Annotated in this window: 18 protein-coding genes and 2 pseudogenes; 10 read left to right on the top strand and 10 right to left on the bottom strand. The window is 71.7% G+C overall.

Going from position 1 to position 25,714, the window contains the following annotated elements; genetic code table 11:
- Positions 1–26: 26 nt before the first annotated feature.
- Complete coding sequence (locus tag ACWGR4_RS26060; RefSeq protein ID WP_452132064.1) at positions 27–1,790, bottom strand: gamma-glutamyltransferase family protein; 1,764 nt, start codon at positions 1,788–1,790, stop codon at positions 27–29.
- A gap of 352 nt (positions 1,791–2,142) precedes the next feature.
- Here ACWGR4_RS26060 and ACWGR4_RS26055 point away from each other — a divergent pair, with 352 nt between their 5' ends.
- Both ACWGR4_RS26055 and ACWGR4_RS26050 read left to right on the top strand, forming a co-directional pair.
- Positions 2,143–4,287, top strand: coding sequence for a hydantoinase/oxoprolinase family protein (locus ACWGR4_RS26055; protein ID WP_380003818.1), 2,145 nt, complete (start codon positions 2,143–2,145; stop codon positions 4,285–4,287).
- Positions 4,288–4,289: 2 nt separating this feature from the next.
- Complete coding sequence (locus ACWGR4_RS26050; protein ID WP_380003817.1) at positions 4,290–6,170, top strand: hydantoinase B/oxoprolinase family protein; 1,881 nt, start codon at positions 4,290–4,292, stop codon at positions 6,168–6,170.
- Positions 6,171–6,323: 153 nt separating this feature from the next.
- On the opposite strand, the gene ACWGR4_RS26045 is transcribed toward ACWGR4_RS26050, so the two are convergent.
- Together ACWGR4_RS26045 and ACWGR4_RS26040 are read right to left on the bottom strand one after the other, a co-directional pair.
- Positions 6,324–8,387, bottom strand: a complete 2,064-nt coding sequence (locus tag ACWGR4_RS26045) for a sigma-70 family RNA polymerase sigma factor (protein ID WP_452131494.1) — start codon at positions 8,385–8,387, stop codon at positions 6,324–6,326.
- Positions 8,384–8,731, bottom strand: coding sequence for a YciI family protein (locus tag ACWGR4_RS26040; protein WP_380003816.1), 348 nt, complete (start codon positions 8,729–8,731; stop codon positions 8,384–8,386). Before ACWGR4_RS26040 ends, ACWGR4_RS26045 begins: the two co-directional genes overlap by 4 nt.
- Before the next feature lie 291 nt (positions 8,732–9,022).
- Between ACWGR4_RS26040 and ACWGR4_RS26035 the strand changes: the two genes are divergently transcribed.
- Positions 9,023–9,619 (top strand): dihydrofolate reductase family protein, encoded by a 597-nt coding sequence (locus tag ACWGR4_RS26035; RefSeq protein WP_380027162.1) that lies wholly within the window; start codon positions 9,023–9,025, stop codon positions 9,617–9,619.
- 397 nt (positions 9,620–10,016) lie between these two features.
- Entirely contained in the window at positions 10,017–12,821 is a 2,805-nt protein-coding gene (locus ACWGR4_RS26030; RefSeq protein ID WP_452131495.1) for a hypothetical protein, read from the top strand.
- 419 nt (positions 12,822–13,240) lie between these two features.
- Here ACWGR4_RS26030 and ACWGR4_RS26025 read toward each other — a convergent pair whose 3' ends face one another.
- Complete coding sequence (locus ACWGR4_RS26025) at positions 13,241–14,320, bottom strand: GNAT family N-acetyltransferase (RefSeq protein WP_452131496.1); 1,080 nt, start codon at positions 14,318–14,320, stop codon at positions 13,241–13,243.
- A 30-nt stretch (positions 14,321–14,350) separates the two neighbouring features.
- Here ACWGR4_RS26025 and ACWGR4_RS26020 point away from each other — a divergent pair, with 30 nt between their 5' ends.
- From ACWGR4_RS26020 to ACWGR4_RS26010, 3 genes and pseudogenes are all read left to right on the top strand, one after another.
- Positions 14,351–14,818 (top strand): MarR family winged helix-turn-helix transcriptional regulator, encoded by a 468-nt coding sequence (locus tag ACWGR4_RS26020; RefSeq protein ID WP_452131497.1) that lies wholly within the window; start codon positions 14,351–14,353, stop codon positions 14,816–14,818.
- Positions 14,819–14,975: 157 nt separating this feature from the next.
- Positions 14,976–15,212: a hypothetical protein gene (locus ACWGR4_RS26015; RefSeq protein ID WP_380003810.1), complete on the top strand. Its 237-nt coding sequence runs from the start codon at positions 14,976–14,978 to the stop codon at positions 15,210–15,212.
- 274 nt (positions 15,213–15,486) lie between these two features.
- Positions 15,487–16,086: pseudogene (locus tag ACWGR4_RS26010) on the top strand (helix-turn-helix transcriptional regulator); the annotation flags it as partial.
- On the opposite strand, the pseudogene ACWGR4_RS26005 reads toward ACWGR4_RS26010, so the two are convergent.
- From ACWGR4_RS26005 to ACWGR4_RS25995, 3 genes and pseudogenes are all read right to left on the bottom strand, one after another.
- Positions 16,083–16,412, bottom strand: a pseudogene (locus ACWGR4_RS26005) (SDR family oxidoreductase); the annotation flags it as partial. The pseudogenes ACWGR4_RS26010 and ACWGR4_RS26005 overlap by 4 nt on opposite strands.
- A 188-nt stretch (positions 16,413–16,600) precedes the next feature.
- Positions 16,601–17,173 (bottom strand): dihydrofolate reductase family protein, encoded by a 573-nt coding sequence (locus ACWGR4_RS26000; protein ID WP_380003807.1) that lies wholly within the window; start codon positions 17,171–17,173, stop codon positions 16,601–16,603.
- 187 nt (positions 17,174–17,360) lie between these two features.
- A complete protein-coding gene (locus ACWGR4_RS25995) occupies positions 17,361–18,167 on the bottom strand; it encodes an alpha/beta fold hydrolase (RefSeq protein WP_452131498.1) in 807 nt (268 codons plus the stop codon).
- A 155-nt stretch (positions 18,168–18,322) separates the two neighbouring features.
- Here ACWGR4_RS25995 and ACWGR4_RS25990 point away from each other — a divergent pair, with 155 nt between their 5' ends.
- Positions 18,323–19,027 (top strand): TetR/AcrR family transcriptional regulator, encoded by a 705-nt coding sequence (locus ACWGR4_RS25990; protein ID WP_380003805.1) that lies wholly within the window; start codon positions 18,323–18,325, stop codon positions 19,025–19,027.
- Between the two features lie 126 nt (positions 19,028–19,153).
- Here ACWGR4_RS25990 and ACWGR4_RS25985 read toward each other — a convergent pair whose 3' ends face one another.
- The 3 genes from ACWGR4_RS25985 to ACWGR4_RS25975 form a co-directional block, all read right to left on the bottom strand.
- Entirely contained in the window at positions 19,154–19,351 is a 198-nt protein-coding gene (locus ACWGR4_RS25985; protein ID WP_452131499.1) for a DUF397 domain-containing protein, read from the bottom strand.
- A 193-nt stretch (positions 19,352–19,544) separates the two neighbouring features.
- Positions 19,545–20,846, bottom strand: a complete 1,302-nt coding sequence (gene codA / locus ACWGR4_RS25980; protein ID WP_452131500.1) for a cytosine deaminase — start codon at positions 20,844–20,846, stop codon at positions 19,545–19,547.
- Between the two features lie 40 nt (positions 20,847–20,886).
- A complete protein-coding gene (locus ACWGR4_RS25975) occupies positions 20,887–22,338 on the bottom strand; it encodes a purine-cytosine permease family protein (protein ID WP_452131501.1) in 1,452 nt (483 codons plus the stop codon).
- A 172-nt stretch (positions 22,339–22,510) separates the two neighbouring features.
- Between ACWGR4_RS25975 and ACWGR4_RS25970 the strand changes: the two genes are divergently transcribed.
- Together ACWGR4_RS25970 and ACWGR4_RS25965 are read left to right on the top strand one after the other, a co-directional pair.
- A complete protein-coding gene (locus ACWGR4_RS25970; RefSeq protein ID WP_452131502.1) occupies positions 22,511–24,307 on the top strand; it encodes a PucR family transcriptional regulator ligand-binding domain-containing protein in 1,797 nt (598 codons plus the stop codon).
- 467 nt (positions 24,308–24,774) lie between these two features.
- A complete protein-coding gene (locus ACWGR4_RS25965) occupies positions 24,775–25,551 on the top strand; it encodes an LPXTG cell wall anchor domain-containing protein (protein ID WP_380003798.1) in 777 nt (258 codons plus the stop codon).
- The last annotated feature ends 163 nt before the right edge of the window (positions 25,552–25,714 follow it).

The raw sequence follows: 25,714 nt of genomic DNA, 5'->3' as shown, positions 1-25,714 counted from the left end.
GGCGCCGTCGGCGCAGAGGGCCCGGGTCAGCGCCCGACCGCGTAGCCCTGTACGCCGCGTGAATCCGCCGCCGCCGACAGCACGCCCGTGCGGGGATCGCGCGCGACCGCGCACAGGCGGCCCTGGGACCACGGTTCGTCGACCGTGACCAGGTGGCCCCGCTCGCGCAGTGCGGCGACGGCCTTGTCGCCCAGACGGGATTCGACCGTGAGGCTGCCGGGGCTCATCGTGCGGGGGTGGAACGAGCCGGGGAAGCTCGCGGTGTGCCAGTTGGGGGCGTCGATCGCGGCCTGGAGGTCGAGGCCGCCGAGGGCCACGGCGAGGAAGAAGTGCAGGGACCACTGGTCCTGCTGGTCGCCGCCCGGCGTGCCGAAGGCCAGCACGGGTATGCCGTCGCGCACGGCGATCGACGGGGACAGGGTGGTCCGGGGGCGGCGGCCCGGGGTGAGCGAGTTGGGCAGGCCGGGCTCCAGCCAGGCCATCTGGAGCCGGGTGCCGAGCGGGAAGCCGAGTCCGGGTATCGCCGGGCCGGACTGGAGCCAGCCGCCGCTGGGCGTCGCGGAGACCAGGTTGCCCCAGCGGTCGGCGACGTCGAGGTGGCAGGTGTCGCCCCGGGTCGCCCCGTCGGCGCGGACGGTCGGCTCGCCGGTGCCGGGCGGCCGGGTCGACCCGGCCTCCGCCTCGCCCTGCGCCACCGACAGGCCGGGCAGGCGCGGGACCCGGCCGCCGGGGGCGCCGGGGCGCAGCTCGTGGGATGCCCGTGCGTCGATCAGCATGCGCCGGCCGGCGTTGTACCCGCCCGCCAGCAGGTCGTCGAGCGGCACCGGCGCGGCGTCGCCGTACCAGGCCTCCCGGTCGGCCATGGCGAGCTTGGTGCCCTCGACCAGGGTGTGCACGTAATCGGGGTCGTCGTAGTCGAACTCGTGCGGCAACAGCGCGAGTTGCTGGAGGAAGACCGGGCCCTGGCTCCACGCGCCGGGCTTGTACACGGTCCAGCCCCGCCAGTCGTGGCCGGCCGGCTCCTCGTAGTGGGCGGCATATCGCACGAGGTCGTCACCCACGAGGGTGGAGGCGTGGCGCCGTCCCGAGGTGTCCATCGCGGGCTTCGCGGCGAAGTCGGCGACGGCCTCGCCGATGAAGCCCTCGCGCCAGATCCGCCGGGCCGCCTCGATCTCCGCCTCGCGGGTGCCGCCCGCGCATTCACGCAGCAGCGTGCGCCAGGTGCGGGCCAGGGCGGGGTTGCGAAAGAGCGTCCCGGTCTGCGGCGCGGGCAGGTACACCTCGGCCGAGCTGGTCCACTCGGTCTCGAACTGCTCGCGCATCCGCGCCACGGTCGCGGCAAGCAGCGGCGAGACGGGGTGTCCCGACTCGGCGTAGCCGATCGCGTACGTCAGCACCTCGGCGAGCGGCTTCGTCCCGTGGTCGCGCAGCAGCGTCAGCCACGCGTCGAAGGAGCCCGGCACGGCGGCGGCCAGCGGCCCGGTCCCGGGCACGAGGTCGAGGCCGAGGGAGCGGTAGTGCCCGATGGTGGCCCCCTGCGGCGCGGGCCCCTGGCCGCACAACACCCGGACCGCGCCGCCCACCGGAGCGAGGATGATCGGCACCTCTCCGGCCGGCCCGTTCAGGTGCGGCTGCACGACCTGGAGCACGAAGCCGGCCGCCACCGCCGCGTCGAACGCGTTGCCGCCGTCCTCCAGGACCGCCATCGCCGACTGCGACGCGAGCCAGTGGGTGGTCGACACGACCCCGAAGGTCCCCCGTACGGTCGGCCGGCTCGTCCAGTCGCTCATCGCGCCTCCTCCGCGCCGGGCGTCCCGGCCCCGCCCTGGGGCACCGCCGAGCACGATTCGGCCAGTCTCGCGAAGTCGTACGGCTACCGAAAGTGATTCGGCGGGGTTGCGCACGCTTCGGCAAACCGGGGACACACGCTTCGGTAGACGAGAACGCAAGCGTCGGTAGACGGGAACCCACGCATCGGCAGACGGGATCAACCGAGAGCGATTCACCAACTGTTGCCGAGCTGCTTGGCAGATGTTGCCGATTCCGCAGGATCGCCCGGCGAGTTGAATCGCTGTCAGCAGCCGGGCGAACAGCCCTCCACGAATGTGATCGAATCACCTCCCCTCCGATTGGAGCGCGCTGATGACGCCTGCCGCAGCGGCGGGACCCCGCCGACGGATCCGAATCGGCATCGACACCGGCGGTACCTTCACCGACGTGGTCGCGCTGGACGAGGAGTCCGGCGAGCTGGTCACCACCAAGACGCCGTCCACGCCGAGCGACCCGGCCGACGGCTTCATGAACGGCATCGACAAGGTGCTGGGCCTGCTCGGATGCACCGGGGCCGACGTCACCGCCGTCGCGCACGGCACCACGGTGGCCACCAACCAGCTCCTGGAAGACAAGATCGACCGCCTCGGGTTCATCACCACCGAGGGCTACGAGTACATCCTGGAGATCGCCCGCCAGGCGGTCCCGGACGGCTACGGCAACTCCTACTTCTGGGTCAAGCCGGACCGGATCGTCCCGGTCGACCTGGTGCACACCGTGGGCGGCCGGTTCGACCACAAGGGCAACGAGGTCCGCCCGTTCGACGAGGAGGGCGCCCGCGCCGCCGCCCGTCGACTGCGCGAGCAGGGCATCCTCACCATCGGCGTCTGCTTCCTGCACTCCTACGCCAACTCGGCGCACGAGGAGCGCATGCGCGAGATCCTGCGCGAGGAGCACCCCGAGGCAATCGTGTCGATCAGCTCCGAGGTGCTGCGCGAGTACCGCGAGTACGAGCGCTCGATGACCACCCTCGTCGACGCCGCGGTCAAGCCGCGTGTGGCCCGCTACGTCGGCGGCATCCGGCAGCGCCTGGACGCGTTCACCACCGCCGGCGAGGCGCCCCGCCGCGTGCCGTTCGCGATCATGAAGTCCAACGGCGGCGTGCTCTCCGCCGAGGAGGTCGTGCACCAGCCGATCACCACCGTGCTCTCCGGCCCGGCCGCCGGCGCCCTGGGCGCCGCGCTGATCGCCGAGAAGGCCGGCTTCGACAAGGTCCTGACCTGCGACGGCGGCGGCACCTCCACCGACGTGTCGGTGGTGCTCGGCGGCGAGCCGACGCTGACCACCGAGGGCACGGTCGGGCGTTTCCCGTCCAAGATCCCGATGATCGACGTGGTCACCGTCGGCGCCGGCGGCGGCTCGATCGCCTGGATCTCCCCCGAGGGCACGCTCAAGGTCGGCCCCCGCTCGGCCGGCGCCGACCCGGGCCCGCTGTGCTACGGCAAGGGCGGCACCGAGCCGACCATCACCGACGCGCACGTCCTGCTCGGCCGCATCCCCCCGCACCTGCTCGGCGGCGAGATCCCGCTGGACGTGGACGCCGCCCGTGAGGGCCTGACCAAGATGGCCGCCGAACTGGGCATGGGCATCGAGCAGTTGGCCAACGGCATCCTGGAGATCTCGGCCTGGAACCAGGCCAACGCGCTGCGCCAGATCACCGTCAAGCGCGGCCTGGACGTCCGCGACTTCACCATGGCCACCTTCGGCGGCTCCGGCTCGCTGCTGCTGTGCCGCCTCATCGACATCCTCGGCCTCGCCGGCGTCATCGTGCCGCGCGACCCGGGCAACGTCTCCGCGTTCGGCCTGCTCACCGTCGACGTGCGCTGCGACTACGTGCAGACCGCGGTCGGCAGCCACCCCGAGCTCGATCACCCCAAGGTGGCGGGCATCTTCGACGAGTTGGCGGGCAAGGCGGGCGACGCCCTCGACAAGGAGGGCTTCGCGGCCGAGGACCACCGCTACGTGCGCACCGCGGACCTGCGCTACTTCGGCCAGGCGTTCGAGGTTCGGGTCCCGGTGCCGGACGGCCCGTTCACCGCCGAACTCGCCGACACCGTCGCCGAGTCGTTCCACGCCGCGCACGAGCAGCTCTACGGGTACAACTTCCGCGGCGACGCGAGCCAGCCCGTGGAGTGGGTCAACCTGCGCGTCACCGGCGTCGGCCCGATCCGCCGCCCCGAGCTGCGCGAACTCCCGGGCCGCGAGGACGATGTCGAGCGCGCCCGCACCGGCACCCGCGCGGTCTGCTTCGTCGACCGCGACGGCTACGTGGACACCGCCGTGTACGCGCGGCCCGAACTCGCCCCGGGCGACCTGGTCGTCGGCCCGGCGATCATCGAGGAGTTCGGCTCCACCATCCCGATCCACCCGGGCTTCGCCGCCCGCGTGGACGCCTACGGCAACGTCGTGGTCACCCGCGACACCGACACCACCTCGACCGCTTCGAAGGGAGCCTGAACATGAGCGCCGGCACCACCGCCACCACCCCGCAGGACGCGCTGCACGGCGTCGACCCCGTGCTCCTGGAGATCGTCGAAGGCACCCTCGCCTCGGTCGAGATGGAGGTCGAGACCGCGATCGGGCGCACCTCGCGCTCGCCGATGATCCGCGACGCACACGACTTCCGGGCGGGCATCCACGACCGCAAGTTGCGCAAGCTCACGGGTCGTTCGTACTCCGCGCTGGTGCACCCCATCGCCCGCGACTTCCCGCTGGAGACGATGCGTCCGGGCGACGTGTTCTTCCACAACGACGTGTACGAGTCGGAGGGCGGCATCGGCCACCTGCCCGACCTGTGCGTCACCGTCCCGGTCTTCGCGGACGGCCAAGTGGTCGCGTTCGTCCAGGCGTTCGGGCACCACGACGACATCGGCGGCTGCTGCCCCGGGTCGATGCCCTCGGGCGCGACGACGGTGTACGAAGAGGGCCTGATGGTCCCGCCGATCAAGCTGTGGGACCAGGGCGTGCCGAACCAGGCCGCGCTGCGCATCATGACCCGCAACTCGCGGATGCCCGATTCGCTCGCCGCCGACCTGGACGCCGAGTGCTCGGCGTGCCTGATGGGTTCGCGCCGGCTCGGCGAACTCTTCGAGCGCTACGGCCGCGAGACCGTCGAGGCGTGCTTCGACGCGATCCTGGACAAGACCACCGAGACCTACCGTCGCGAGATCCTGTCCAAGATCCCCGACGGCGAGTACGTCTGGGAGGACTACGCCGAACACGACGGCGTGGACGAGCCGATGCTGCACACGCAGCGGATCACCCTGACCAAGACGCCCGACAAGATCCTGATCGACTTCACGGGTACGTCGAAGCAGGCCAAGGGTCCGATCAACCACTGCGGCGACTACGCGGACGGCAACTTCCTCAAGAAGTGGCTCGCCCCGATCCTGCGCAACCTCGCGGACACCCCCGAGCGGATGGCCGAACTCGACGTCAACGAGGGCGTGGTGCCGCTGATCGAGATGAAGTTCCCGGAGAAGGGCACGCTGCTCACGCCGATCTTCCCGGCGCCGACCAACGCGCGCACCTTCGTCATCCTGCGCCTGCTCGGCGTGCTCTCCGGCGTGCTGGCCAAGGCGGTCGACGGCCGGATGCCCGCCGACCAGGAGACGATCCGCTACACCGGCGTGTACGGGCACGACGCGGAGGGCCGCTCGTACCTGATGCGCGAGGTGCTCGGCGGCGGCTCGGGCGGGCGCTACTACGCGGACGGCGAGGACACGATCCACGTCGTGCCGGACTCGCGCAACCTGCCGACCGAGTTCACCGAGTCGCGCTTCCCGTTCCTGGTCGAACGCCTGGGCCTGGCGGCCGACTCGGGCGGCCCGGGCGAGTTCCGCGGCGGCCTCGGCTACGAGAAGCACATCCGGATGTTGCTCGACGCGTCGTTCATGTCGATCGCCGACCGCTCGATCCTGTCCTGCTGGGGCGTCAAGGGCGGCAAGGCCGGCCGCCCCTTCCAGGTCGTGATCGACCCGGGCGGCCCGAACGAGCGCGAGATGGAGGGCCTGGTCGACGACGAGCCGGTCAAGGCCGGCGAGGTGATCCGGATCCGCACCACGGGCGGCGGCGGCTGGGGCGATCCCCTCGACCGCAAGACCGAGTCGGTCCTGCGCGACGTCCAGTGGGGCAAGGTCTCCCGAGCGGCGGCGGCGGACGACTACGGCGTCGTCCTGACGGGCGAGGGCGACGAGTTGGCGGTCGACGAGGCGGCAACGGAAGCACTGCGCGAGTCGATCCGCACGGCCCGCCCCGAGGTCGAGCCCTTCTTCGACCGCGGCCCGGGCTACGCCCTGCTGTCGGGCGGGCAGGCATACGCGGCAGTGGACATGCTGTAGGGCCTCGCCAGGCAACGACGAGCCGGCCCCGACCGTTTCGACGGTCGGGGCCGGCCACGTGGTGGCGGCTTTCCCGCGAAGCCGGCAGTTCACCACGGTCGCCGGGCTCCCGAGCAGCGAGGCTCGGCCCGAACCACGATCCGCCGCACGGCGTCAGGTGCGATCCGCGTCCCGGTCGCGTAGTCGGCGCAGGGTCAGTCCGGTCGTCGATTTGCACAGGAACTCGGCGCGTTCGTAGGACAGTCGGCCTCGGCCGGTCTGCGGGCAGATGTCGTCCGGGCCCAGCGCGCGGGCCCGCGCGGGTCCCGGGCGACGGTCGGCGAGGAAGACCGGGCCGTGGGTCCGGCCGTCCAGGAGTTCGGCCAGGAGCGCGGCGGTCCGCGCGCGCCAGGTGATCCACGCACCGGGCCGGGTCCCCCGGCTCGGGCGGCGGGCTCGCCGCTCCGCCGGGTCGAGGTCCTGGACGTTGAGCGCCAGTACGGCCGTGACGGTGGCGCCGGATTCGCGCAGCAGCGTCCACAGCGCGCGGTCCCGCAACGGGGCTTCCGTTTCCCAGGGTTGCGCGGGGGCGGAGAAGGCCGGGGCGGAGATGGCCGGGTCGGGCTCGGTCGCGGTGCGGGGTTCGGCCGGTCGCGGTGGGATGCCCGTGTCGAGGCCCGGGGTGTGCGTCCACGCTCCGAACGCCCTGACTGCGGCGCGGTGCCGGTTCCAGGTCGCCGCGGCCGTGCCGTTCCACGACATGCGGAACGCGTCGGCGACCCGGTCGGGGCTCAGCGAGGCGAGCGGCAGGCCCACCCCCAGGGCGAGCCGCAGGCGCCACAACGTCTGTCTGTAGGAGCGGGCGGTCGCGGGTGCGAGCCGATCCTGGGCGAGGAACGCGTCGACGGCCTCGCCGAACGTGCGGACGGGCGCGTCGTCCCCGGTCGCGATGCCCTCGGCACGGCGGGTCAGGTAGGCGCGTTCGGCGGCGTTGCGGGTCAGGAGCGCCGCCCGCTCGAACTCACGGCGTGCCTCTTCGCCGCGACCCAGGCGCAGCAGCAGGTCGCCGCGTACGCCGGGGAGCAGGTGGTAGTCGCGCAGCGCCGGGTCGCGGGTGAGCGTGTCGGCGAGTGCGAGACCGGCGGCCGGGCCGTCCGCCATGCCCACCGCGACGGCCTCGTTGAGGCGTACGACCGCGGTGGGCAGGATTCGCGCGAGTGCCGCGTACAGTCCGGCGATCCGCGGCCAATCGGTGTCCTCGGCGGTGCGCGCCTGTGCGTGGCAGACGGCGATGGCGGCCTGGAGGACGTACGGGCCTGGTTGGCCGGGTATGCCTGCCTCGCGGGCCCGCAGCATGGCGGCGAAGCCGCGGCGGATGAGCGATCGGTCCCACCGTCCGCGGTCCTGCAGATGCAGGGGGACGGGTTCGCCGGCGGGACCGGTGCGCGCGGCGGCACGGGACGCCTGGATCTCCATGAGCGCGACCAGGCCGTGGACTTCGGCCTCGGCGGGCATCGAGTCGGCGAGCAGTCGCCCGAGCCGCAGCGCCTCCAGGCACAGGCCGGGCCGGATCAGGTCGTCGCCCGAGGTCGCCGAGTAGCCCTCATTGAAGATCAGGTAGAGGACCTCGATGACGGACGCGAGGCGTTCGGCCGTCTCGGGACCCGTCGGGAGTTCGAACGGCACGCGCGCTTCGGCGAGCGTGCGCTTGGCGGTCGCGATGCGGCGGGCGATCAGCGGCTCGGCCGTGAGGAAGGCCCGGGCGATCTCGGACGCGGTCAGCCCACCGAGGAGGCGCAGAGTCAGCGCGACACGCGCCTCGGTGGGCAGCACGGAGTGGCAGGAGACGAACATGAGCCGCAGCACGTCGTCCTGCTCGTCGTCCTGCTCGTGGACGCCATGCCCGGCACCCGCCTCGGGGCCCGGCTCGAGGCTGCGGATATCCGCGTCGAGACGATGTTGTTCGGCCAGCTCGTGCGCGAGCAGTTCGCCGTGTTCCGCCGCCCGCCGGTCGCGGCGGATGTGGTCGACGGCGCGGCGTTTGGCGACGGTGGTGAGCCAGGCGCCCGGGTTGTCCGGGACGCCCGACCGGGGCCACTGCTCCAAGGCCGCGACCAGTGCGTCCTGCGCCAGTTCCTCCGCCACCCCGATGTCGTGCACCATGCGGGTCAGCGCGGCGACGATGCGGGCCGATTCCGTCTTCCAGATGGAATCGACCGTGCGGTGGACATCCGTCACGGGCCGAAGACCTGCTGGATGACGCTCTCGCCGTCACCGACGATCGCGCGGAACCGGCGACCGAGTGCGACGGCCTCCTCCTTGGAGCCGACCTCGATGAGCGCGAAGCCGACGACGGCCTCCTTGGCCTCGGCGAACGGGCCGTCGGTCACGGTGACCTCACCGCCCGCCGAGACCAGGCGCACGCCGCCGGGCTCCAGTCCGCCGGTGGCCAGCAACACGCCGGCAGCGCTCAGCTCGTCGATGAAGGCGCCCATCTCGGCGAACAACTTCTCGTCGGGGGCGGTGTCGTTCGGGCCGGCCTTGGTGGTCATCAGGTAGCGCATGGTGGTCTCCGGTCTCACTCGGTCTTGTTCGATCTCGTTCGCTCCGGCTGTATTGCCGGACGCTGACACGTCGCAGAGAAGATGTGACAGGGAATCGCATTATTCCCTGTCACATCGATGGATCGACGAAGGTGCGAGCCCCACGGAAGACGTCCGAGGTGGCCGGCCCGCCCCGAAGGAGTTCCACCGTGACGACCACCGCGCCTCTCCCGCACACCACCGCCGCCTGAGCGGCACGCCTTTCGGGCGACAACCCTGCACCTGTAACCCTTCAACCCCCTTCAACCAGCAAGAGAGCGAGACGGTTCGATGCGCATCATCATTGGTGAATTCGTCAGCCTGGACGGCGTCGGTCAGGCCCCCGGCGGCCCCGACGAGGACACCGACGGCGGGTTCGCCCACGGCGGCTGGACCCACCCCTTCTTCGACCCGCAGGTGATGGGCGGCGCCCTCGCCGAATGGGCGGCCACCACCGACGCGCTGCTCTTCGGCCGGCGCACCTGGCAGGTCATGGCCGCGGCCTGGCCCGGCCGAGCGGGCGACCCCTTCGCCGACCACATGAACTCGGTCCGAAAGTACGTCGTCACCGACACACTCGGCGACGACGACCTGACCTGGAACAACACCACCCGCATCCCCGGCGACCAGACCCTCGACCGGATCCGGGAACTGCGCGCGACCGAGGGCCGAGACCTGGTGCTGATGGGCAGCCTCACACTCGCCCGAACCCTTCTGACCGAAGGACTGGTCGACGAACTGCGCCTGATGATCATGCCGGTGCTCCTGGGCGGCGGAAAGACCCTCTTCCCAACCGACGGCGCCCTGCGCACCCTCGAACTGGTCTCGACCAAGCTCAGCACCACCGGCGTACACGTCGCCACCTACCGCCCGGCACCCGGGGCGTAACGACCGACACCCGGCCGAACCCATGGACCGGACGCGGGGAACCACCCTGATCTCCAGGGAGGTTCCCCCGCCGTTCGTCGCCGACCACCGGCCGGCAACGGCGGGCAGGAGGGGTCTCGGGTCGAGTCCACCCCTTCCTGGGCCCGACCCCCACCCAAGCCCACACCGTCGGCAACCACGTCGCCGTCACCGGCCGGGTGGCGCCGGTGCGGCGCGGGTCGGAGCCCTTTCGGTGGCGAGGTCTTCACCAAGGAAGACGGCGACGACGAGGAACACCCCGATCACGGCACGCGTCCCGAATCCTGTGTTCCACGTGGCCGTGCCCGGCTGAGGGTCCGGGACAATGGGGCCTCGGGCCGACGCTCGTCGGCGACCTGCCGGCCGGGGAAGGCGAGGCATGACCGCGCGGCGCACCGACCCCCGGCCACCCGAGGCGTGGTGGTCGGAGGAGGACCAGGAATGGGTCCTCGGCGACAAGGACGAACACGGACGTCTCACGGGCCTGATCCGCTACTGGGACGCGGACGGCCGGTTCGTCTGCGAGTCCGAGCTTGTGGCCGGCCGGCCGCACGGCGTCTTTCGGCGCTACGACCACCCCGGTGGCGAGTTGTCGCAGGAGGGCCGGTACACGGACGGCCGCGTCGACGGCGTACGGCGCTTCCACCGGCCGAGCACCCCGAAGCCACAGTCGCCGGAGCCGGGGGCGGGATACGGCTCGGGCGGCCCGTGGCGGGACGCGGTGGAGTCGGTACGTGTCTACGAGTGCGTGTACGCCGACGGCGACCTGATCGGCACCCGTCATCTCGACGGAGCCGGGGTCGAGGTCCAACCCGGCTCGGGCGAGCCCGTGCCGCCGCGCCCCGAAGGCGTGGCACCCACGGCGAGCCGGCTGCCGGGTTCGGGGGACATCGCGTGGCTGTTCATGCGGCGGCGTGGCGAGCAAGGTGAGGAGACGCTCGAAACCCGGCACTGGTGGGCCGACGGCACCCTCCAGAGCGAGTGGACCGTCGACGGCACCGACCGGCGCTATTACCGCAGTGGCGTCCTCTGGCGGGAGGCCCGTCGGGTGCCCCGCGAGGACATCCGCCCCCTGCACGGCACTTTGTGCTACCACGACGTGCACGGACTGCTGCGCCGTGAGTCCGGCCACGACTTCGGGTCCGGACGCGAAGTCGAGCGGCACCGGACCTGGCACCGCACGGCCGCGGAGGCGGACGGCCGCGGCGTCACCCGCTCCGGCCCGGTCGAGGACGCCGTCGAGGTGGGCGTGTGGCAGGTCCGCGACGCCGATGGGACACCCGTACGGGAGGTCCGGCTCGGGCGCCTGTGGGGCGACGCCGACCTGCCGGCCACCCCGTCCGCCGCCGAACTTCCGTACAGCACGGCGGAGTTACACGCCGTACTCGCCGAAGCCGACGCCGACGACCCGGACGGCGGCCCCACGCAGCTGGCCCGGATCCGGCTCGCCGCCCGCGAGGGCGCCGCGGCGCTCGCGCCGGTCGTCGGCGACGAGCGGCCCTGGCCCGCCGTCATGGTCGACGGTCCCTACTGGCACGAGGGCGTACCTGTCTCGCCGCTGACCCCGCAGTCGTCACTCACCGAGGTGATCCATGCCCTGCGGTGGGGAGAGCCCGCGGGCCCGACCCTGGCCCGGCTCGCCCACGACCTCTTCCGGTACGGGCACCCGCACACCGCCCTGGACGCCATCGAAGCGGCCCTCCTCCTCGGCGACGACGCCGACCGGCACCGGACACGGGCGGTCCTGCTCGGGGCCCTCGGCCGCGACGCCGATGCCGACGCCGACGTCCCGGGACCGGACCACGTCGACCCGGCCGCCACCCGTCTGCTGCTCGCCATCCGGGCACGCCCCGCCGACAACGGCCCCCGGACGGCCTATGCGGAGCTGGTGGCCGTCTCCCACCCCGAGCACGCCCGGCTGATCAACGCCCAGTGCGGTGGCAACGCGGACGACGAGGACGCCGCCGTGGCCGCGTACGTGGCCGCGCTGCCCGAGGAGGTGCGTGACGTCCTCATCGGCGACCCGGAACGCGGGTTCGTGCGCTCGGTCACCGACATGGAAGCGGAGACCTTCCTGCGCCACCACGACGCCCTCTTCCGTGCCGCGCCCGAAGACGACTGCCTTGAACTGCAGTTCGCGAGCGACCATTTCGCCGAGATCTCGCTGCTTCCCGCGCTCGGCCGCTACCGCGGTCTACGCACCTACGACACCCACCTGGACGGCGACGCCGCGGCCCGGCCGGCCCGCTCGCCGTATCTACGACAACTGGAAAGTCTCGCGCTGCCGGATTCCAACCTGGACGACGACGCCCTGACCGCCCTGCTCGCCGGCCACGGCTACCCGCGCCTGCGTGAACTGGACGTGTCCGCCTCACGTTACGACGAGCAAAAATTCACCTCGGCCGGGCTCCTGCGGCTGCCCGATGCCGTCTTCGCGCCGCATCTGGAGCGCCTCGACCTCAAGCGCAGCACCTTCGACGATCTCGACAGCGCCTTGGCAACGGTCCTACCGGCACTGCCGCGCCTCACCGACCTCACCCTCGACAGCCACCTGCTCGGCGACGGATTGCTGACCCGGCTGAGCGAGCTTCCCAACCGCTTCACCGCGCTCGACCTCGCGAGCGGCGCCTTCACCCGGGCAGGCGTCGACGCGCTGGTCAACTCCCCTGCGGCAGCCGGCCTCCGGAGTTTCGCCATGGCGATCCACGGCGACAATACCGGCGCCGCCATGCTCACACTGGTGCGCGGGCGGCGGCTGGGCGCCCTGCGGACGCTCCGGCTGTCCGGGGGCCATCCCGACCGGCTGCCACCCGAGATCGGCCCCGCCCTCGCGGAGTCGGTGTTCACCGAATCGCTGGAAACACTGCGGCTGAACGGGGGCCGCTTCGGCCCCGACGGCACCGCCGGACTGGCAGCGGCACCGTTCCGGCGGCTGCGCCGCCTCGACCTCGGCAACTGCGGCATCGGCGACCGCGGAGCGGCCGTACTGGCCCGCACCCCGATGCCGCCCACCCTGCGGTGGCTGGTGCTCGACACCAACGACATCGGCGACGCGGGTGCACTCGCCCTGGCCCGCTCACCCCACCTGACCGGACTCGAAGGACTCGAACTCCGGCACAACCGCTTCGGCGACCGTGCCACCCGGGCACTGCGCGCACGCTTCGGCGGTGCGCTGTACGGCTGACGCGGCGGGCGGGGAGGGGCTCGGGTCGAGTCGGCCGGGGTGCCTTTGCGGGTGGGTCGGGTGTGTACGGCGGGCGCGGTGCTTTGGCCGGGAGGCCGGAACCGGCCAGAGTCGCCGGGCCGGCCGCCGCCGGCATCCGGCCCGGCCGGCCTGGTTATTGGTACTCCGGTGTGGCTGTGTTGGGCTGCCTGGGGGTCTCGACGTGTCCTGCGGTGCCGGTGTGCTGCCGTTGCGCTCCTGCTGAGGTACGTCCCTTCTTCACGAAGCCGGCCTCGTCCACGGTCGGTGCCGCGCTGCCGTGGGCGTCCCGGTGTGCGTACCGCAGCGCGAGCACCGGATCGGGACCCGACCTGACCGAACCGGTTCGTGATCCGAGCCGTGACCCTGTCGAACATCCCTCGCCCGCCTGCGGGCCCGGTCTACGCTACGGCCGGCGGGGTTATGGCCTTGGTGAGGCGGGTGGTTCCGTCGTCGCCGGTGTGTGGCTCCGACCGGTACCCCTCGTCCTGGTAGAGGGCGATGTTCTGCCGGCTGTGGACGCCGGTGTGCAGCACGAGGCGGCGGCAGCTCGGGTCGGCCGCGGCTTCGGCGGTGCGCAACAGCCAACGGCCCAGTCCCCGGCCCCGCAGGTCGGGCACGACGCCGAGCCGGCCGACGTGCCAGTCGGTGTCGACGCGTCGGGCCCGCACCATGCCCAGCAGCCGGCCGTCCCGCCACAATCCCATGGCGTGCCAGGTCGCCAGCCACTCGCCCATCTGCTCCGGCGACTCGTGCAAGGCCGGGATGTCCAGGGTGTCGTTGGCGAGAGCCTCGTCCACCCAGCAGCACCGCTGCACCACCGTGACCTCGGGAGCGTCGTCAGGGGTCAGCCGTCTCAGGTAGGAGCCCGGCAGCGGGCCGGGCGGCAGGCCGGGGCGTGCTCCTTCGCGCATCGGACGCAGGGCGTGGGCAACCCGGACCAGTTCGTCCAGGACGCCGACGGCCGCCCCGGCAAGAGTGGCACTCGGGCGGATCCGGCCGTCTTCGACGGCGTCACCGATGCGTATCGCGACCGTGCGTCCCAACGGCACCAAGCGCAGTGTGGTCACCACCTGCTTGGCGTGCTGGACCGCGCGCGTGCCCGCGGAAGTGTTCCCGTAGCTGACGAAGCCGATCGGTTTCCATGCCCACTCGCGACCGAGGTAGTCGAGCGCGTTTTTCAGAGTCGCCGGCATTCCGTAGTTGTACTCCGGGGTCACCACAATGAAGCCGTCCGCGGCGTCCACGAGCGCGCTCCATCGTCTGGTGTGTTCGTGCGCGTAGAGGCCCGACGACGGATGCTCCTCTTCGTCCAGGAAGGGCAGGTCGAGGTCGCCGATGGCCATGGGCACGAGTTCGACGTCGAGTTCCCCGGCGCGAGGCGTGATCGTCTCGATCAACCACGTGCCGACCGCCGGGCCGAGGGCGCCGGGCCGGGTGCTGCACACGAGGACGAGGACGCGCGCCGTTTTCGTTGACATGGAAACGAAAGTAACCGCTAGATTGATTACATGTCAAAGAAATCCTCGACCGAGAATGTGCGCCGGCTGAACCCGGACGAAGAGCGGGCGTGGCGGGCCTACCGGCGCATGGTGGTCGCCGTGCAGGCCGCCACGGCGCGTGACCTGGCCGCGGTCGGGCTCTCCGAGCCCGACTACGAGGTGCTCAGCACGTTGTCGGAGCGGCCCGACCACACCAGCACCCTGCGGGAACAGGCCGCCAAGATGCGATGGTCCCGCAGCCGGCTCTCCCGGCACGCCACCAGGATGGAAGCCCGCGGCCTGCTGCAACGTGCACCCGACCCGGCGGATGGCAGAGGATGTTTCCTCATTCTCACCGACCACGGCCTGGACACGCTCGAGAACGCCGCCCCGGCGCATGTCGCCTCGGTGCGACGCCACTTCATCGACCGGCTCCCGCCCGAGGACCTCGGCGCCCTCGAACGCATCGCCCGGAAGCTGGAGGACATCGAGGGCTGACGGCGAGCGCCGATCAGCCGCGCACCTACGACGGCGACCGGCGAGACCCGGTATCCGTCGCGACCGGCGAAGAAGCCCGCGTCAGCCACTACGAGCGACGAGGAGACCCACTCCCGTCCTGACGGACCAACACCGTTGCAGGACTAGACTTCGGGGCATGATGTTCGGCACCGATCGCACCGTGGAGAGCCGGCTCGTCCGGGTGGAGCGGAAACTCGATCTGATCATGCGTCACCTCGGCATCGAGGAGGACGACTCGGAACTCGCCCAGGTCCGGGCGCTCGTGGACGAAGGCCGGACGATGGAGGCGATCAAGGTCCATCGGGAGACCACCGGCGCGAGTCTCAAAGAGGCGAAAGACGTGGTCGACGCCATCAAGGCGGGACGCCGCTGACCCCCGGTCCCGCGTCATGGACACCCGCCTCGCAAGCGGACTCGGTCCGACGCGGCGCCGGCATGGTCCGATCGACATCTCGCGGCTCCCGGCGCACGCAAGCGAGCACCGACGCTACGACGTGACCGCCCACATCGGCGCACAGCGAGCCGTTGGCCCCTGTACGACCTCGCCTGCACCATGGCGACACACCAAGGCGTCACGGCAGTAGGCGAGTTGCGTGCACATCACACCGTGGGTCGAACGGTCGGCGCGTATTACCCCCGGTTCACGAATGGCCGTGCTCGTCCAGTTGAGCCCCGGCCTGACCGCCTCCGCCATCGCCCGCGAGCTGGACGTCTCCGAGCGCACGGTGATCCGCGACGTCCAGGCGTTGCAGGAGGCCGGCATCCCCGTCAGGTCGGAGCGCGGCCGGGTGGGCGGGTACCACCTGGCGCCGGGCTATCGAACCCGACTCGCCACACTGCACCCCTCGGAAGCGGAGACGCTGTTCCTTTCCGGTCTGCCCACGGCGCTACCGGATCTGGGGTTGTCGGATGCGGCGGACAGTGCCCGCCTGAAGTTGACGGCCACCCTGCTCCCGTCGGTGCGGGCGGCGGCCGAGTCGTCGGTGCGCCGGTTCCATCTCGATGCGCCGGCCTGGTTTCGGGAGCCGTGCACGCCCGGACTGCTGCCGGAACTGGCCCGCGCCGTGTGGTCCGACCACATGGTCGAACTGGCCTATGCGCGGCCGGGCCGCGACGGCGCGCCGCCCACCACGGTGTCCCGTGTGGTCGAGCCGTACGGGCTCGTCCTCAAAGCGGGCTTTTGGTACCTCGTGGCTCGGCACCCGGTCGACGGGGCGAGCCGTGACGGGGCTTGGCGCACCTACCGCCCTTGCTCCTGGTCGATCCGCCGGACGAGGGAGCGGACTTGGCCCTCGTCGAGGTGGTCGGTGGGGACGGCGATGCCCGTGCCGCCGGCCGCGGTGACGAGTTCCGCGGTCTCCTCGATGGTCTCCGTCGCCCGGCCGACCTCGCTGGCCTGCGTGCGGGTGGTGCGTCCGGTGACATAGACGGTGGCCCCGGCCCGCCCGAGCTCGACGGCTTGGGCACGCCCGGCGCCGCGGGTGGCCCCGGCCACGAGTGCGATTCGGCCCGCGAGCGGGCGCTCCTGGGAGGCGTTTCGATCGATGTTCGGAAGCGACGTTTTTTGGCTCATGCCATTGATCGTCCACGCCAATGGCGACAGAACACGTCACCCTTTCCCGGATGTTCCGCGCGCACCGGGCCGGACCGCCCGCGGGCACGTTCGCGAGGCGATCCGGTTCGCGCGGTCGGGTGCGTTGGCGGCGCCATCGCACGTACATCGAGTCGACTGTGCCGGCGGCGGTGACCGTGGAACCTCGGTCAGTGGACGACGTCGAAGACGTTCTTCTGCACGCCGTTGGCGTATGCCTCGTGCTCGACGAGCTTCAGCTTCTGGGTGTCCTTGTCCGTGGCGCTGAACAGGCGCTTGCCCGCACCGAGCAGGAGCGGGAACACGAGCAGGTGGTAGCGGTCGATCAGGCCTGCGTCCGACAGGGCCTGGTTCAACGTGGCGCTTCCGTGCACGATGATCGGACCGCCGTCGGTCTGCTTCAGCGCGGCGACGTCCTCGAGCGAGCGCAGGATCGTGGTCTCGCCCCAGTTCGACACCAGGTCGCCCTCGGACAACGTGGTGGAGACGACGTACTTCGGCATCACCTTGTAGTCGGCGAAGTCGGCCATGTCCGGCCACACCGCGCTGAACGCCTGGTAGCTGACCCGACCCATCATCATCGCCGCGGCTTCCTGCTGTTCACGGCCCTTGATCTCGAAGGCCTCGGGGAGGAACTCGATGTCCTTGAAGGTCCATCCGGAGTTGCGGTAGCCGGGCTCCCCGCCCGGGGCCTCCACGACGCCGTCGAGCGAGACGAAGGCGGTGCTGATCAAAGTACGCATCGAAGATTCCCAGATGTCTCGTTGCCGTTTCCGGCGGGTTCGGTCGGTGTGCGCTCGTTTCGCGGCGCACCGGACATGATCTTGGACTGTGGATCGCGGGGGAACCCGTCTTCCCCTGTTCGAGTTATTCGGGCGCCCGGCTGTGGTCGCGCCAGTGACGCCGCGGCGCCGGGTAGCCCATGGGTGCTCAGGCGAAGAAGTCGAGGAGAACGGGCGCGAGGACAGCCGGGGCGACGTCGTGGGTCTGGCCCGGCAGGCTGATGTAGCCGGCGGCGGGGATCGCGGCGGCGACGGCGCGAGTGGGGGCGCGGAGGATTTCGGGGCTTGCGTCACCGTCGACGGCGAGGACGGGCACGGTGATGTCCGCGAGGAGCCCGGCGGGGACCCCCGCGCCGGTGTCGATGCCCAGGGCCGCAGCGTCGTAGGCGAGGGTGGGCGCAACGGCTTCGAACGCGGGCCACATCGGGGTGGCGCGCATCTGCTCGACCGCCGGGGCCGGAGCGCCCGCATAGCGCATGAGTTCGGCGACGGCGTCGCCGTGCCGGTCCTCCGCGAGCGCGGCACGGAGGTTGCGGACGTAGCCGGCGAAGTCCGCGGCGCCGGCCTCGTCGGTGGTGAACGGGGGCTCGTACACGGCGACCTTGCGCACGCCGATCCCGGCGGTGGCGGCGCGCAGGGCGAGCGCGGAACCCGACGACATTCCGACGAGGTACGCCGTCCCGCCGGCCGCGGCGATGACCGCGGCGAGGTCCTCGATCTCGCGGTCGACGTCGAACGGCGCGGTGTCGCCACTGGCGCCGCGCCCGCGCCGGTCGTAGGTGAGGACCGTGTGGTGGGCGGCCAATTCCGCGGCGAGGGCGGGGCCGGGGCCCAAGGCGCGGTGGCACAGGGCACCGTCGACGAACACGACCGCCGGACCGGTTCCGGTGGAGGTGTAGGCGATGGGCGTGCCGTCCGCGGAGACGACGGGGGCGGGGGCGAGCGTGACGGTCATGACGAGCCTTTCGAGATGGGCGCGGGGCCGGTGTGCACGCGACGGACCGCTATTGTGGACAACGTCCACATGGTGCGGGCGGTCGGGACCGGCCGCCGCGGCGGATGTCAGGATCCTGCCACACACATGTGGACGCCGTCCACAATGGAGGAAGTGTGCCCGTCGACCGCCCCGAGCCCCCGTCCCGCTCACGCAGCACCTACCGGCACGGCGATCTGCGCCGGGCGCTGATCGAGGCCGCTTTGGAACTGGCCCGCGCCGGAGGACCCGACGCGGTGGTACTGCGGGAGACCACACGCCGCGTGGGCGTTGCCCCGAACGCCGCCTACCGCCACTTCGCCGACCGCCACGCCCTCCTCGCCGCCGTCGCCCAAGCCGCCATGGCCCGACTGGCGGTCACGATGGAGACCGAGATCGACGCCGCCACCGCACACTTGGCCCAGGACGCCGACCGGCTCTCCACCGCCTACGCGCGCTTCCGCGCCGTCGGACAGGGCTACGTCGCCTTCGCCCAGGCCGAACCCGGCCTGTTCCGGATCGCGTTCACCTTCCACGCCGACATGGCCCAGGCCGAGGACGGCACCGCCGCCGGAACCGCGGGGCGCACCCCGTTCCAGATCCTCGGCGACGCCCTCGACGACCTGGTCGACGCCGGGGCACTCGACGAAACCCGCCGCCCCGGCGCCGAGTTCCTGGCCTGGTCCGCCGTCCACGGCCTCGCCGCGCTGCTCGTCGACGGCCCCCTGCGCGGCCTCCCCCCCGCCCAGGCCCGCGCGTCCACCGACGACCTCGTCGACATGATCGAACATGGCCTCCTCACACCACCGCCAACGGACGACCACCCGGGCACGCATGGGTGAACGTCCCTACGGGCTGCGGAACCCGGGCGCGCGGACGGCTTCGGACGTGCCATATCGGCGACGCCGGGACCTGGATCGCAGACCTCGCACGACCCGACATCCACTGACCACAACCGGATACATGACCTAGGCGCGGAGCGGAGGCTCGGTGGACTTCAGGGCGGCAAGGAAGGGGGTCCAGGTGGTTTCGTGGAAGAGGAAGGCGCCCTGGGCGGGGTCCTTGGAGTCACGTATGGAGATGGCGTGGCCGGGAGAACGGGCTCCCTCGACGCAGTTCACATCCGGGTTGCTGTACGTGGACTTGAACCATTCGCTCGTGGTCATTTCGTTCCTCCGCACACGATTCAAGTGTCCCGGCGAACGTCCCGCCCCGGCAAGAACGTTCTGCGTCACAGCGGGAATTACCGTGCGCGAGTGCATTTCGGCTCATCTCGGCCCGTAATCCCGCCGCCATGCTGGTGGCCGAAACTCACGCGTCGCCGCCGAATCGGTGCATTGCGTGATCATGGTGGAGGTGTCAGTGCCGCCCGAAGTCCACCTCCTCCGCCTCCCGTCCCGGCCACATCAGCCGCGTCGGCGCCGCCGGGGTCTCGGCCACCACTCTCCCCCGCGCGATCACGTGGCTCGGCCGCACCTGGCGGCGCAGCACGTCGAAGGGGGAATCGGCGCGCAGGAGCAGGAAGTTGGCCGGGCGGCCGATCGCGATGCCATATTGCTCGCCCAAGTCCAAGACCCCGGCGGCCCGTGTCGTGACCATCGCGAACGCCTCGTCGATTTCCGTCTGGCCGGACAGTTGCGCGGCCAGGATGCCGGCGTGGGCCACCTGGATCGGGTTGGCCGTGCCCAATGGGAACCACGGGTCCATCACGTCGTCGTGGCCGAATGCCACATTGACGCCGGCCGCCAGCATCTCCTTGACCTGGGTCAGGCCGCGGCGCTTGGGGTAGTCGTCGAAGCGGCCCTGGAGGGTCAGGTTCACCATCGGGTTGCTCACCAGGTTGATGCCCGAACGGGCCACGATCCGGCGCAACTTGCGGCTGTACGCGCCGTTGTACGAGCCCATCGCGGTGGTGTGACTGGCCGTCACCCGGGAGCCGAGGCCGCCGCGCCGGGCCAGTGTGGCGACCACCTCGACGAATCGGGACTGCTCGTCGTCGATCTCGTCGCAGTGCACGTCCACCATCAGCCCGTGCCGCTCGGCGAGTTCGAAGGCGATCTCCAACGACCGCACACCGTCCTCGCGGGTGTCCTCGAAGTGCGGGATGGCCCCGATCACGTCCACCCCGGCGGCCACCGCACGCTCCATCAGCGCCTCTCCGCCGTCGAAGGACACGATGCCCTCCTGGGGAAACGCCACCACCTGGAGGTCGAGCACATCCCGTACCCGCTCGCGCAGTTCGATCAGCGCGTGCAGCGCGGTGAGTTCGGGGTCGGTGACGTCGCAGTGGCTGCGTACGTGCAGTACGCCGTGGGCCACCTGCCAGCGCAACACCTGTTCGGCGCGGGCCAGTACGTCCTCGCGTGTGAGCATCGCCTTGCGTTCGGACCAGCGTTCGATGCCTTCCCACAACGTGCCGGAGGTGTTCCAGCGGGGTTGGCCGGCGGTCAGGGCCGTGTCGAGGTGGATGTGCGGCTCGACGTACGGCGGCGTGGCCAGCGCACCGGCGGCGTCCACGACCTGACCGGTCGGCGCGACGGCTCGCGTCCCGGCGGGGGTGATGTCGGTGACGATGCCGTCCGTCACCACGATGTCGACCCGGTCGGCCCGGTCGGCCCGGTCGAGGAGCCGGCAGTCGGTCACGGTGAGGCTGCTCTGCATGTTCGGTCGCTCCAGGGATGGTTCGGGGATCGGAATCGGGTCACGATCGGGCGGGTTCGGGCACCCGCTCCTGCTTGCGCTCGTGGCGACCCAGCACCAGGTACAGCCCACCCGCGGCGATCGCGCCCGCCAACCAGGACAGGTCCACGTTGCCGATCGCCCGGGCGCCCGGGCCGCGCAGCGCCTCGGGGACGCCGTACTCGAAGCACCAGGTGGCAACCATGCCGCACAGCAGCGCGACGATCGCCGACCAGCGCACGTCGGCGCGCAGGCCGCGGCGCGGCGCGGCGTACAGCGCGGCGACGTCCACGCGCTGTCGGGCGAACACGTAGAAGTGCACCAACATCACCGCGGCCCACGGCGCGACCCAGGTGACCATGCCCGCGAGCCAGGTGTCCAGGGTGTGCGCCAGGCTCGCCCGGAAGATCAGGAACAGCGTGAACACGGTGGCGAACGCGCCCACCAGGCAGGACAACACGCGCCGCGAGACCTTGATGTCCAGGGTCTGCGCACAGAGCGAACAGCTGTACAGATTCAGGATGTTGGTGGCGATCGGCCCGTGCAGCACGAGCAGCAGCACGGGGATGGCGAGCGGGCCGAACGAGTCGACGATCAGTTGCCCCGGGTCGGCCTTGGCGTTCACCGTGGCCAGTGACGCGCCGAGCACGCCGAGCCAGACCACGGGGACGAACTGGCCCAGCACGCTGGCCGCGTACAGCTTGCGGCGGGAGGTGGTGCGCGGCACGAAGCGGGAGTAGTCGGAGGCGTAGGCGAACCACGTGATGCCCCAGCCGACGCCGATCGCGGTCATCACCGTGCTCATCGCCGACCAGCGGTCGCCGCCGCTCAACGTGCTCGCGTGGCCCCAGTCGATGTCGAGCCGGGTCCAGGCCACCGCGGTCATCGCGGCCAGCACGACCAGGGTGGCGGGTACGGTCCAGCGCTCGAAGCCGGCGATGGCGGCGAAGCCGGATGCGGCGATCGCGATCTGGACGGCCATCACCACCAGGACGACCACGACCTTGGTGCCGTTGCCGCCCTCGTAGCCGACGCTGTCGAGGAGGGCCATCACGAGGTCGAGCACGATCCAGGTGTTGATCGCGCACCACCCGGCGGAGATCACGCCCTGGACGGCGGCGGGCAGGTAGGCGCCGCGCCGACCGAACGCGGCCCGGGCCAGCACCATCTGGGTCACGCCGGTGCGCTGGCCCATCAGTACGAACAGGCCGAAGACGCCCATGCCGATCAGGTTGCCGACGATCAGGACCAGTACGGTGTCGACCAGTCCCAGGCCGAGCACGATGCCGAGGGCGCCCAGGACCCAGTTGATCGGCGCGATGTTGGCGCCGGCCCAGATCCAGAACTGGTGCGCGGGCGTCGAGTCGCGGGCCTCGTCGGGTACCGGTTCGAGGGACTGGGTGTGGTCGACCTGGATGTGGTCGACCGCGCGCTCGGGGCGAGCGGGTTGCGCGGGGTGGTCGAGGGTTGCCACGGAGACCTCCGGTGGGACGGAGCGGAGCACTGCGATGGGGGACGCGGTGCGATGCGATGTGGTCTGCGGTGAGAGCTACGGTGGGGTGATCACCGAAGGTTCCTCGGCCGGGCGGGTCGTGACAACGGACACCGTGACCGCCATACTGACGGATCTTCCGGACGGAGTGTCCATGACGCTGTCCCTGCGCGCGGTCCTCGACCATCCGCTGATGCGCGGAGCCGACCCGGCGGTACCGGATCCGCACGCGGACCTGGATCGCCCGGTGCGCTGGGTGCACTCCAGCGAGATCTACGAGATCGCCCCGCTGCTGCGCGGCGACGAACTGCTGCTCACGACGGGTCTGGGCCTGGCCGGACGGGACGCGGGCGAGCGGCGACGCTATGTCACGGAGCTGGCGGCGGCGGGCGTGGCCGGGGTGGCCCTGGAGGTCGGCCGTACGTTCCGCGAGGTCCCGGACGACGTGGTTCGCGCGGCGGCGGACGCGGGGCTGCCGCTGGTCGTCCTGCGCGGCGTCGTGCCGTTCGTCGAGATCGCCGAGGCGGTCAACGCGGCCATCCTCGACTCGGCGGTGACACGACTGCGCCACGTCAACCGCATCGTGCGAACCCTGTCCGGCGTCCTGGCGCGAGGCGCGGGCGTCGAAGAACTCACCACCACGCTGTCCACGCTCACCAACCGCCCGGTGGTCCTGGCGGCCCTCGACGGAACGCTCACCGCCTACGCGGGCACGGACGACCCGACCGCGGTCGTCAGGACCCCAACAGCCGAAGCCGGCGTCGAACTCAGGGGCGCACTGTGGGGACGGCTACTCGTGGGCCCGGCGGGCGCGGCGGACGCGACGGACGCCAACCCATCACCGGGCGCGGCGGGCGCGGCCAACCACAACGCGACCGGCCCCGCGACCAGCACAACCAGGACAGCAGGCACGACCGGCACGACCGACGCCAACCACATGCCGGGCGCGGCAGGCGCGGCCGACCCCAACACGGCCAACGCCACGACCAGCGCAACCAGGACAGCAGGCACGACCGACGCCGACCACACCCCGGGTGCGGCGACGCCGAGCGCTGCCCCCGTCGACGGGCCCTGGTCGACCGCGGGAGCGGCGATCGCGCGGGAGGTGGCCGAGCACGCCGCGCAGGTGTTCGCGCCCGCCCTGTTGCGGCTCGCCGACCGTGGTGGCCGGGTGGGCCGCGAGCGGCGGGAGCTCGTGGAAGGGCTGCTCGGTGACGCGTTGCCCCCGCGCGAGGTCGCCGCGCGCCTGACGGTGTGCGGCCTCGTCCCGGCCGGCACCGCCGTGTGGGCGACCGTCGCCCTGCGCCGGCCCGACCCGGTGCAGGCGGTGACCACCCTGTACGAGGGCCTGCGCGCGTGCGGCGGCCGCGGCCTCGTCAGCGACGGCCCCGGCGGCGCGTACGCCCTGATCGCCCTGGACCGCCCCACCCACATCGCCGAACTCGCCGACCGCCTCGGTCTGCCCGGGGCCGCCGGCCACGAGCCGACCGCCGCCCTCGGCCCGCTCGTGCGGGACGTGGCCCGGGTCGGACACAGCCTGCGCGCCGCGCGCGACACCCTGCGCCTGGCCCGCCGAGTACACCCGATCCGGCCCACCGGCGTCGCCGAAACCGTACTCGCCGACGACTGGGCCCTTGAACGCCTCCTGGACGGACTGCCCCCGGAGGAACTGGCCGACCTCGTCGAGGACCAACTCGGCCCGCTCCTGGCCGCCGACGCCACCCGCGGCACCGGTCTGGTGGACACCCTCGAGGCGTACCTGCGCTGCGGCTGCTCCAAGACCGAGACCGCCGGCGTCCTGTTCCTCCGCCGCCAATCGGTCCACCAACGCCTCGCCCTGATCGAATCCCTGCTCCACGTAAGCCCCGACGCCCCCGACCGCCAGGGCCCCCTACGCGCCGCGCTCACCGCCCGCGACCTCCTCACCACCCGAGGCCCGAACCCGACCTGAGGCGTGTCTTCAGTCTCCCGCCGAGCTCCACGACGCCCGGCACCGCACCCGACCCGACACCGCGGGCGAAGTCCCGCTCCCACGACGGCGAACGGCACCGGCCGGCCGAGCCCCATCCATTTCCGGCCACGACCGCCATCCCCATCGACGGCCCGCGACACCTTGATCACCATGAGTTCATCCCGGCTTGGGCCAACCGTCCCGACTATGCCGCGATGGCGGAAATTGTTATATCCGATCCCGGTCATCAAACCGGAGATCAGCCGCCATTATGGACAGTTCGATCTTGACGGTGAACTCGCCGGAGTGGGAATCTCGGCTGCCCTCATCGAGGGTCTTTTTCGGTCCTGGGGGGGGCGAAGCGGTCTTCGGGCGAGCGCAGCGAACCGTCTCGGTGGCGATTCTCGTTTCGGGTGACGCGAGTGATCCTCCGGGATGCGATTCACTCCTGCCCAAGAGGTATCTCCATGTCTTCGTCCTCCACGCTCGCCCGCTGGGCGGCCGTATTGGCCATACCGTCACTGGCCGTGGCGGTCGGCGCGGCGCCCGCGCTCGCCTCCGGCAACACGTACACCGTGAAGCTGCACCAGCAGACGCCCGTATCCGCCACCGACCCCGGGGTCTCGCATGAGGGCGGATGCCCGACTCCGGCCGACCAGGACGGCTGGCACTTCGTACTGCCCACCAACGAGGCGACGTTCGTCACGCTGACCGTGACGTTCCAGCCGGGTGGCCAACAGGTCCTCACCACGTTCGGTCCGCCGACCGACAAGCACGCGTACGTGGCCTCGCCGGCCGGCGCCAAGCTGACCTCGGCGGTCGCCCAGGTCAAGGGCGGCAGCGTCAAGTTCTTCAACCTGTCCCACACCTGCCCGGCGAAGTCGACGCCCACCAAGCCGCCGACGACCCCGCCGACCACCACTCCGCCCACCACGCAGCCGCCCACGACGGCCCCGCCGACCACGGCGCCGCCCACCACTCAGCCCCCGACGACGGCACCGCCCACCGGTGGGACGCCGACCACGGCCCCGCCGACCGGCACCCCGTCGACGTCCGCGTCCTCGTCGCCCTCCACCTCGGCGACCGCGACCGCGACCCAGCCCGCCACCACCGGCGGCGGCGGTGGCGGCGGCTCGCTCGCCAGCACCGGCGGCGTAGCGGTGGGCGGCCTCCTCGCCACCGCCGCGGCCCTCGTCGGCGGCGGCATGATCCTCCGCAAGCGCCGCGGCAACCGCGCCTCCTGACCCGAAGCGCGACACGGGCCCACACCATCGTGTGAACCGACCCGCCGCACGTGAGGTGTCCCGCCGAGCCCAGGCCCGGCGGGACACTTCGCGTTCCGGGCATGGTGGCGCGAGAGGTCGGCCGGATCCGGGGACCCGATCGCCGGACCGGCCCGCCGGCATT

Source organism: Embleya sp. NPDC055664, assembly GCF_053618075.1.
This window is presented reverse-complemented; position numbering and strand designations above follow the sequence as displayed.

Bases quoted from the DNA above. Each gene is read 5' to 3' on its own strand.
- ACWGR4_RS26050 (WP_380003817.1), top strand. From the start codon at position 4,290: ATGAGCGCCGGCACCACCGCCACCACCCCGCAGGACGCGCTGCACGGC.
- ACWGR4_RS25995 (WP_452131498.1), bottom strand. From the start codon at position 18,167: ATGACCGTCACGCTCGCCCCCGCCCCCGTCGTCTCCGCGGACGGCACG.
- ACWGR4_RS26000 (WP_380003807.1), bottom strand. From the start codon at position 17,173: ATGCGTACTTTGATCAGCACCGCCTTCGTCTCGCTCGACGGCGTCGTG.
- ACWGR4_RS26030 (WP_452131495.1), top strand. From the start codon at position 10,017: ATGACCGCGCGGCGCACCGACCCCCGGCCACCCGAGGCGTGGTGGTCG.
- ACWGR4_RS26055 (WP_380003818.1), top strand. From the start codon at position 2,143: ATGACGCCTGCCGCAGCGGCGGGACCCCGCCGACGGATCCGAATCGGC.
- ACWGR4_RS25965 (WP_380003798.1), top strand. From the start codon at position 24,775: ATGTCTTCGTCCTCCACGCTCGCCCGCTGGGCGGCCGTATTGGCCATA.
- ACWGR4_RS26035 (WP_380027162.1), top strand. From the start codon at position 9,023: ATGCGCATCATCATTGGTGAATTCGTCAGCCTGGACGGCGTCGGTCAG.
- ACWGR4_RS26025 (WP_452131496.1), bottom strand. From the start codon at position 14,320: ATGTCAACGAAAACGGCGCGCGTCCTCGTCCTCGTGTGCAGCACCCGG.
- ACWGR4_RS26060 (WP_452132064.1), bottom strand. From the start codon at position 1,790: ATGAGCGACTGGACGAGCCGGCCGACCGTACGGGGGACCTTCGGGGTC.
- ACWGR4_RS26020 (WP_452131497.1), top strand. From the start codon at position 14,351: ATGTCAAAGAAATCCTCGACCGAGAATGTGCGCCGGCTGAACCCGGAC.
- ACWGR4_RS25970 (WP_452131502.1), top strand. From the start codon at position 22,511: ATGACGCTGTCCCTGCGCGCGGTCCTCGACCATCCGCTGATGCGCGGA.
- ACWGR4_RS26015 (WP_380003810.1), top strand. From the start codon at position 14,976: ATGATGTTCGGCACCGATCGCACCGTGGAGAGCCGGCTCGTCCGGGTG.
- ACWGR4_RS25985 (WP_452131499.1), bottom strand. From the start codon at position 19,351: ATGACCACGAGCGAATGGTTCAAGTCCACGTACAGCAACCCGGATGTG.
- codA (WP_452131500.1), bottom strand. From the start codon at position 20,846: ATGCAGAGCAGCCTCACCGTGACCGACTGCCGGCTCCTCGACCGGGCC.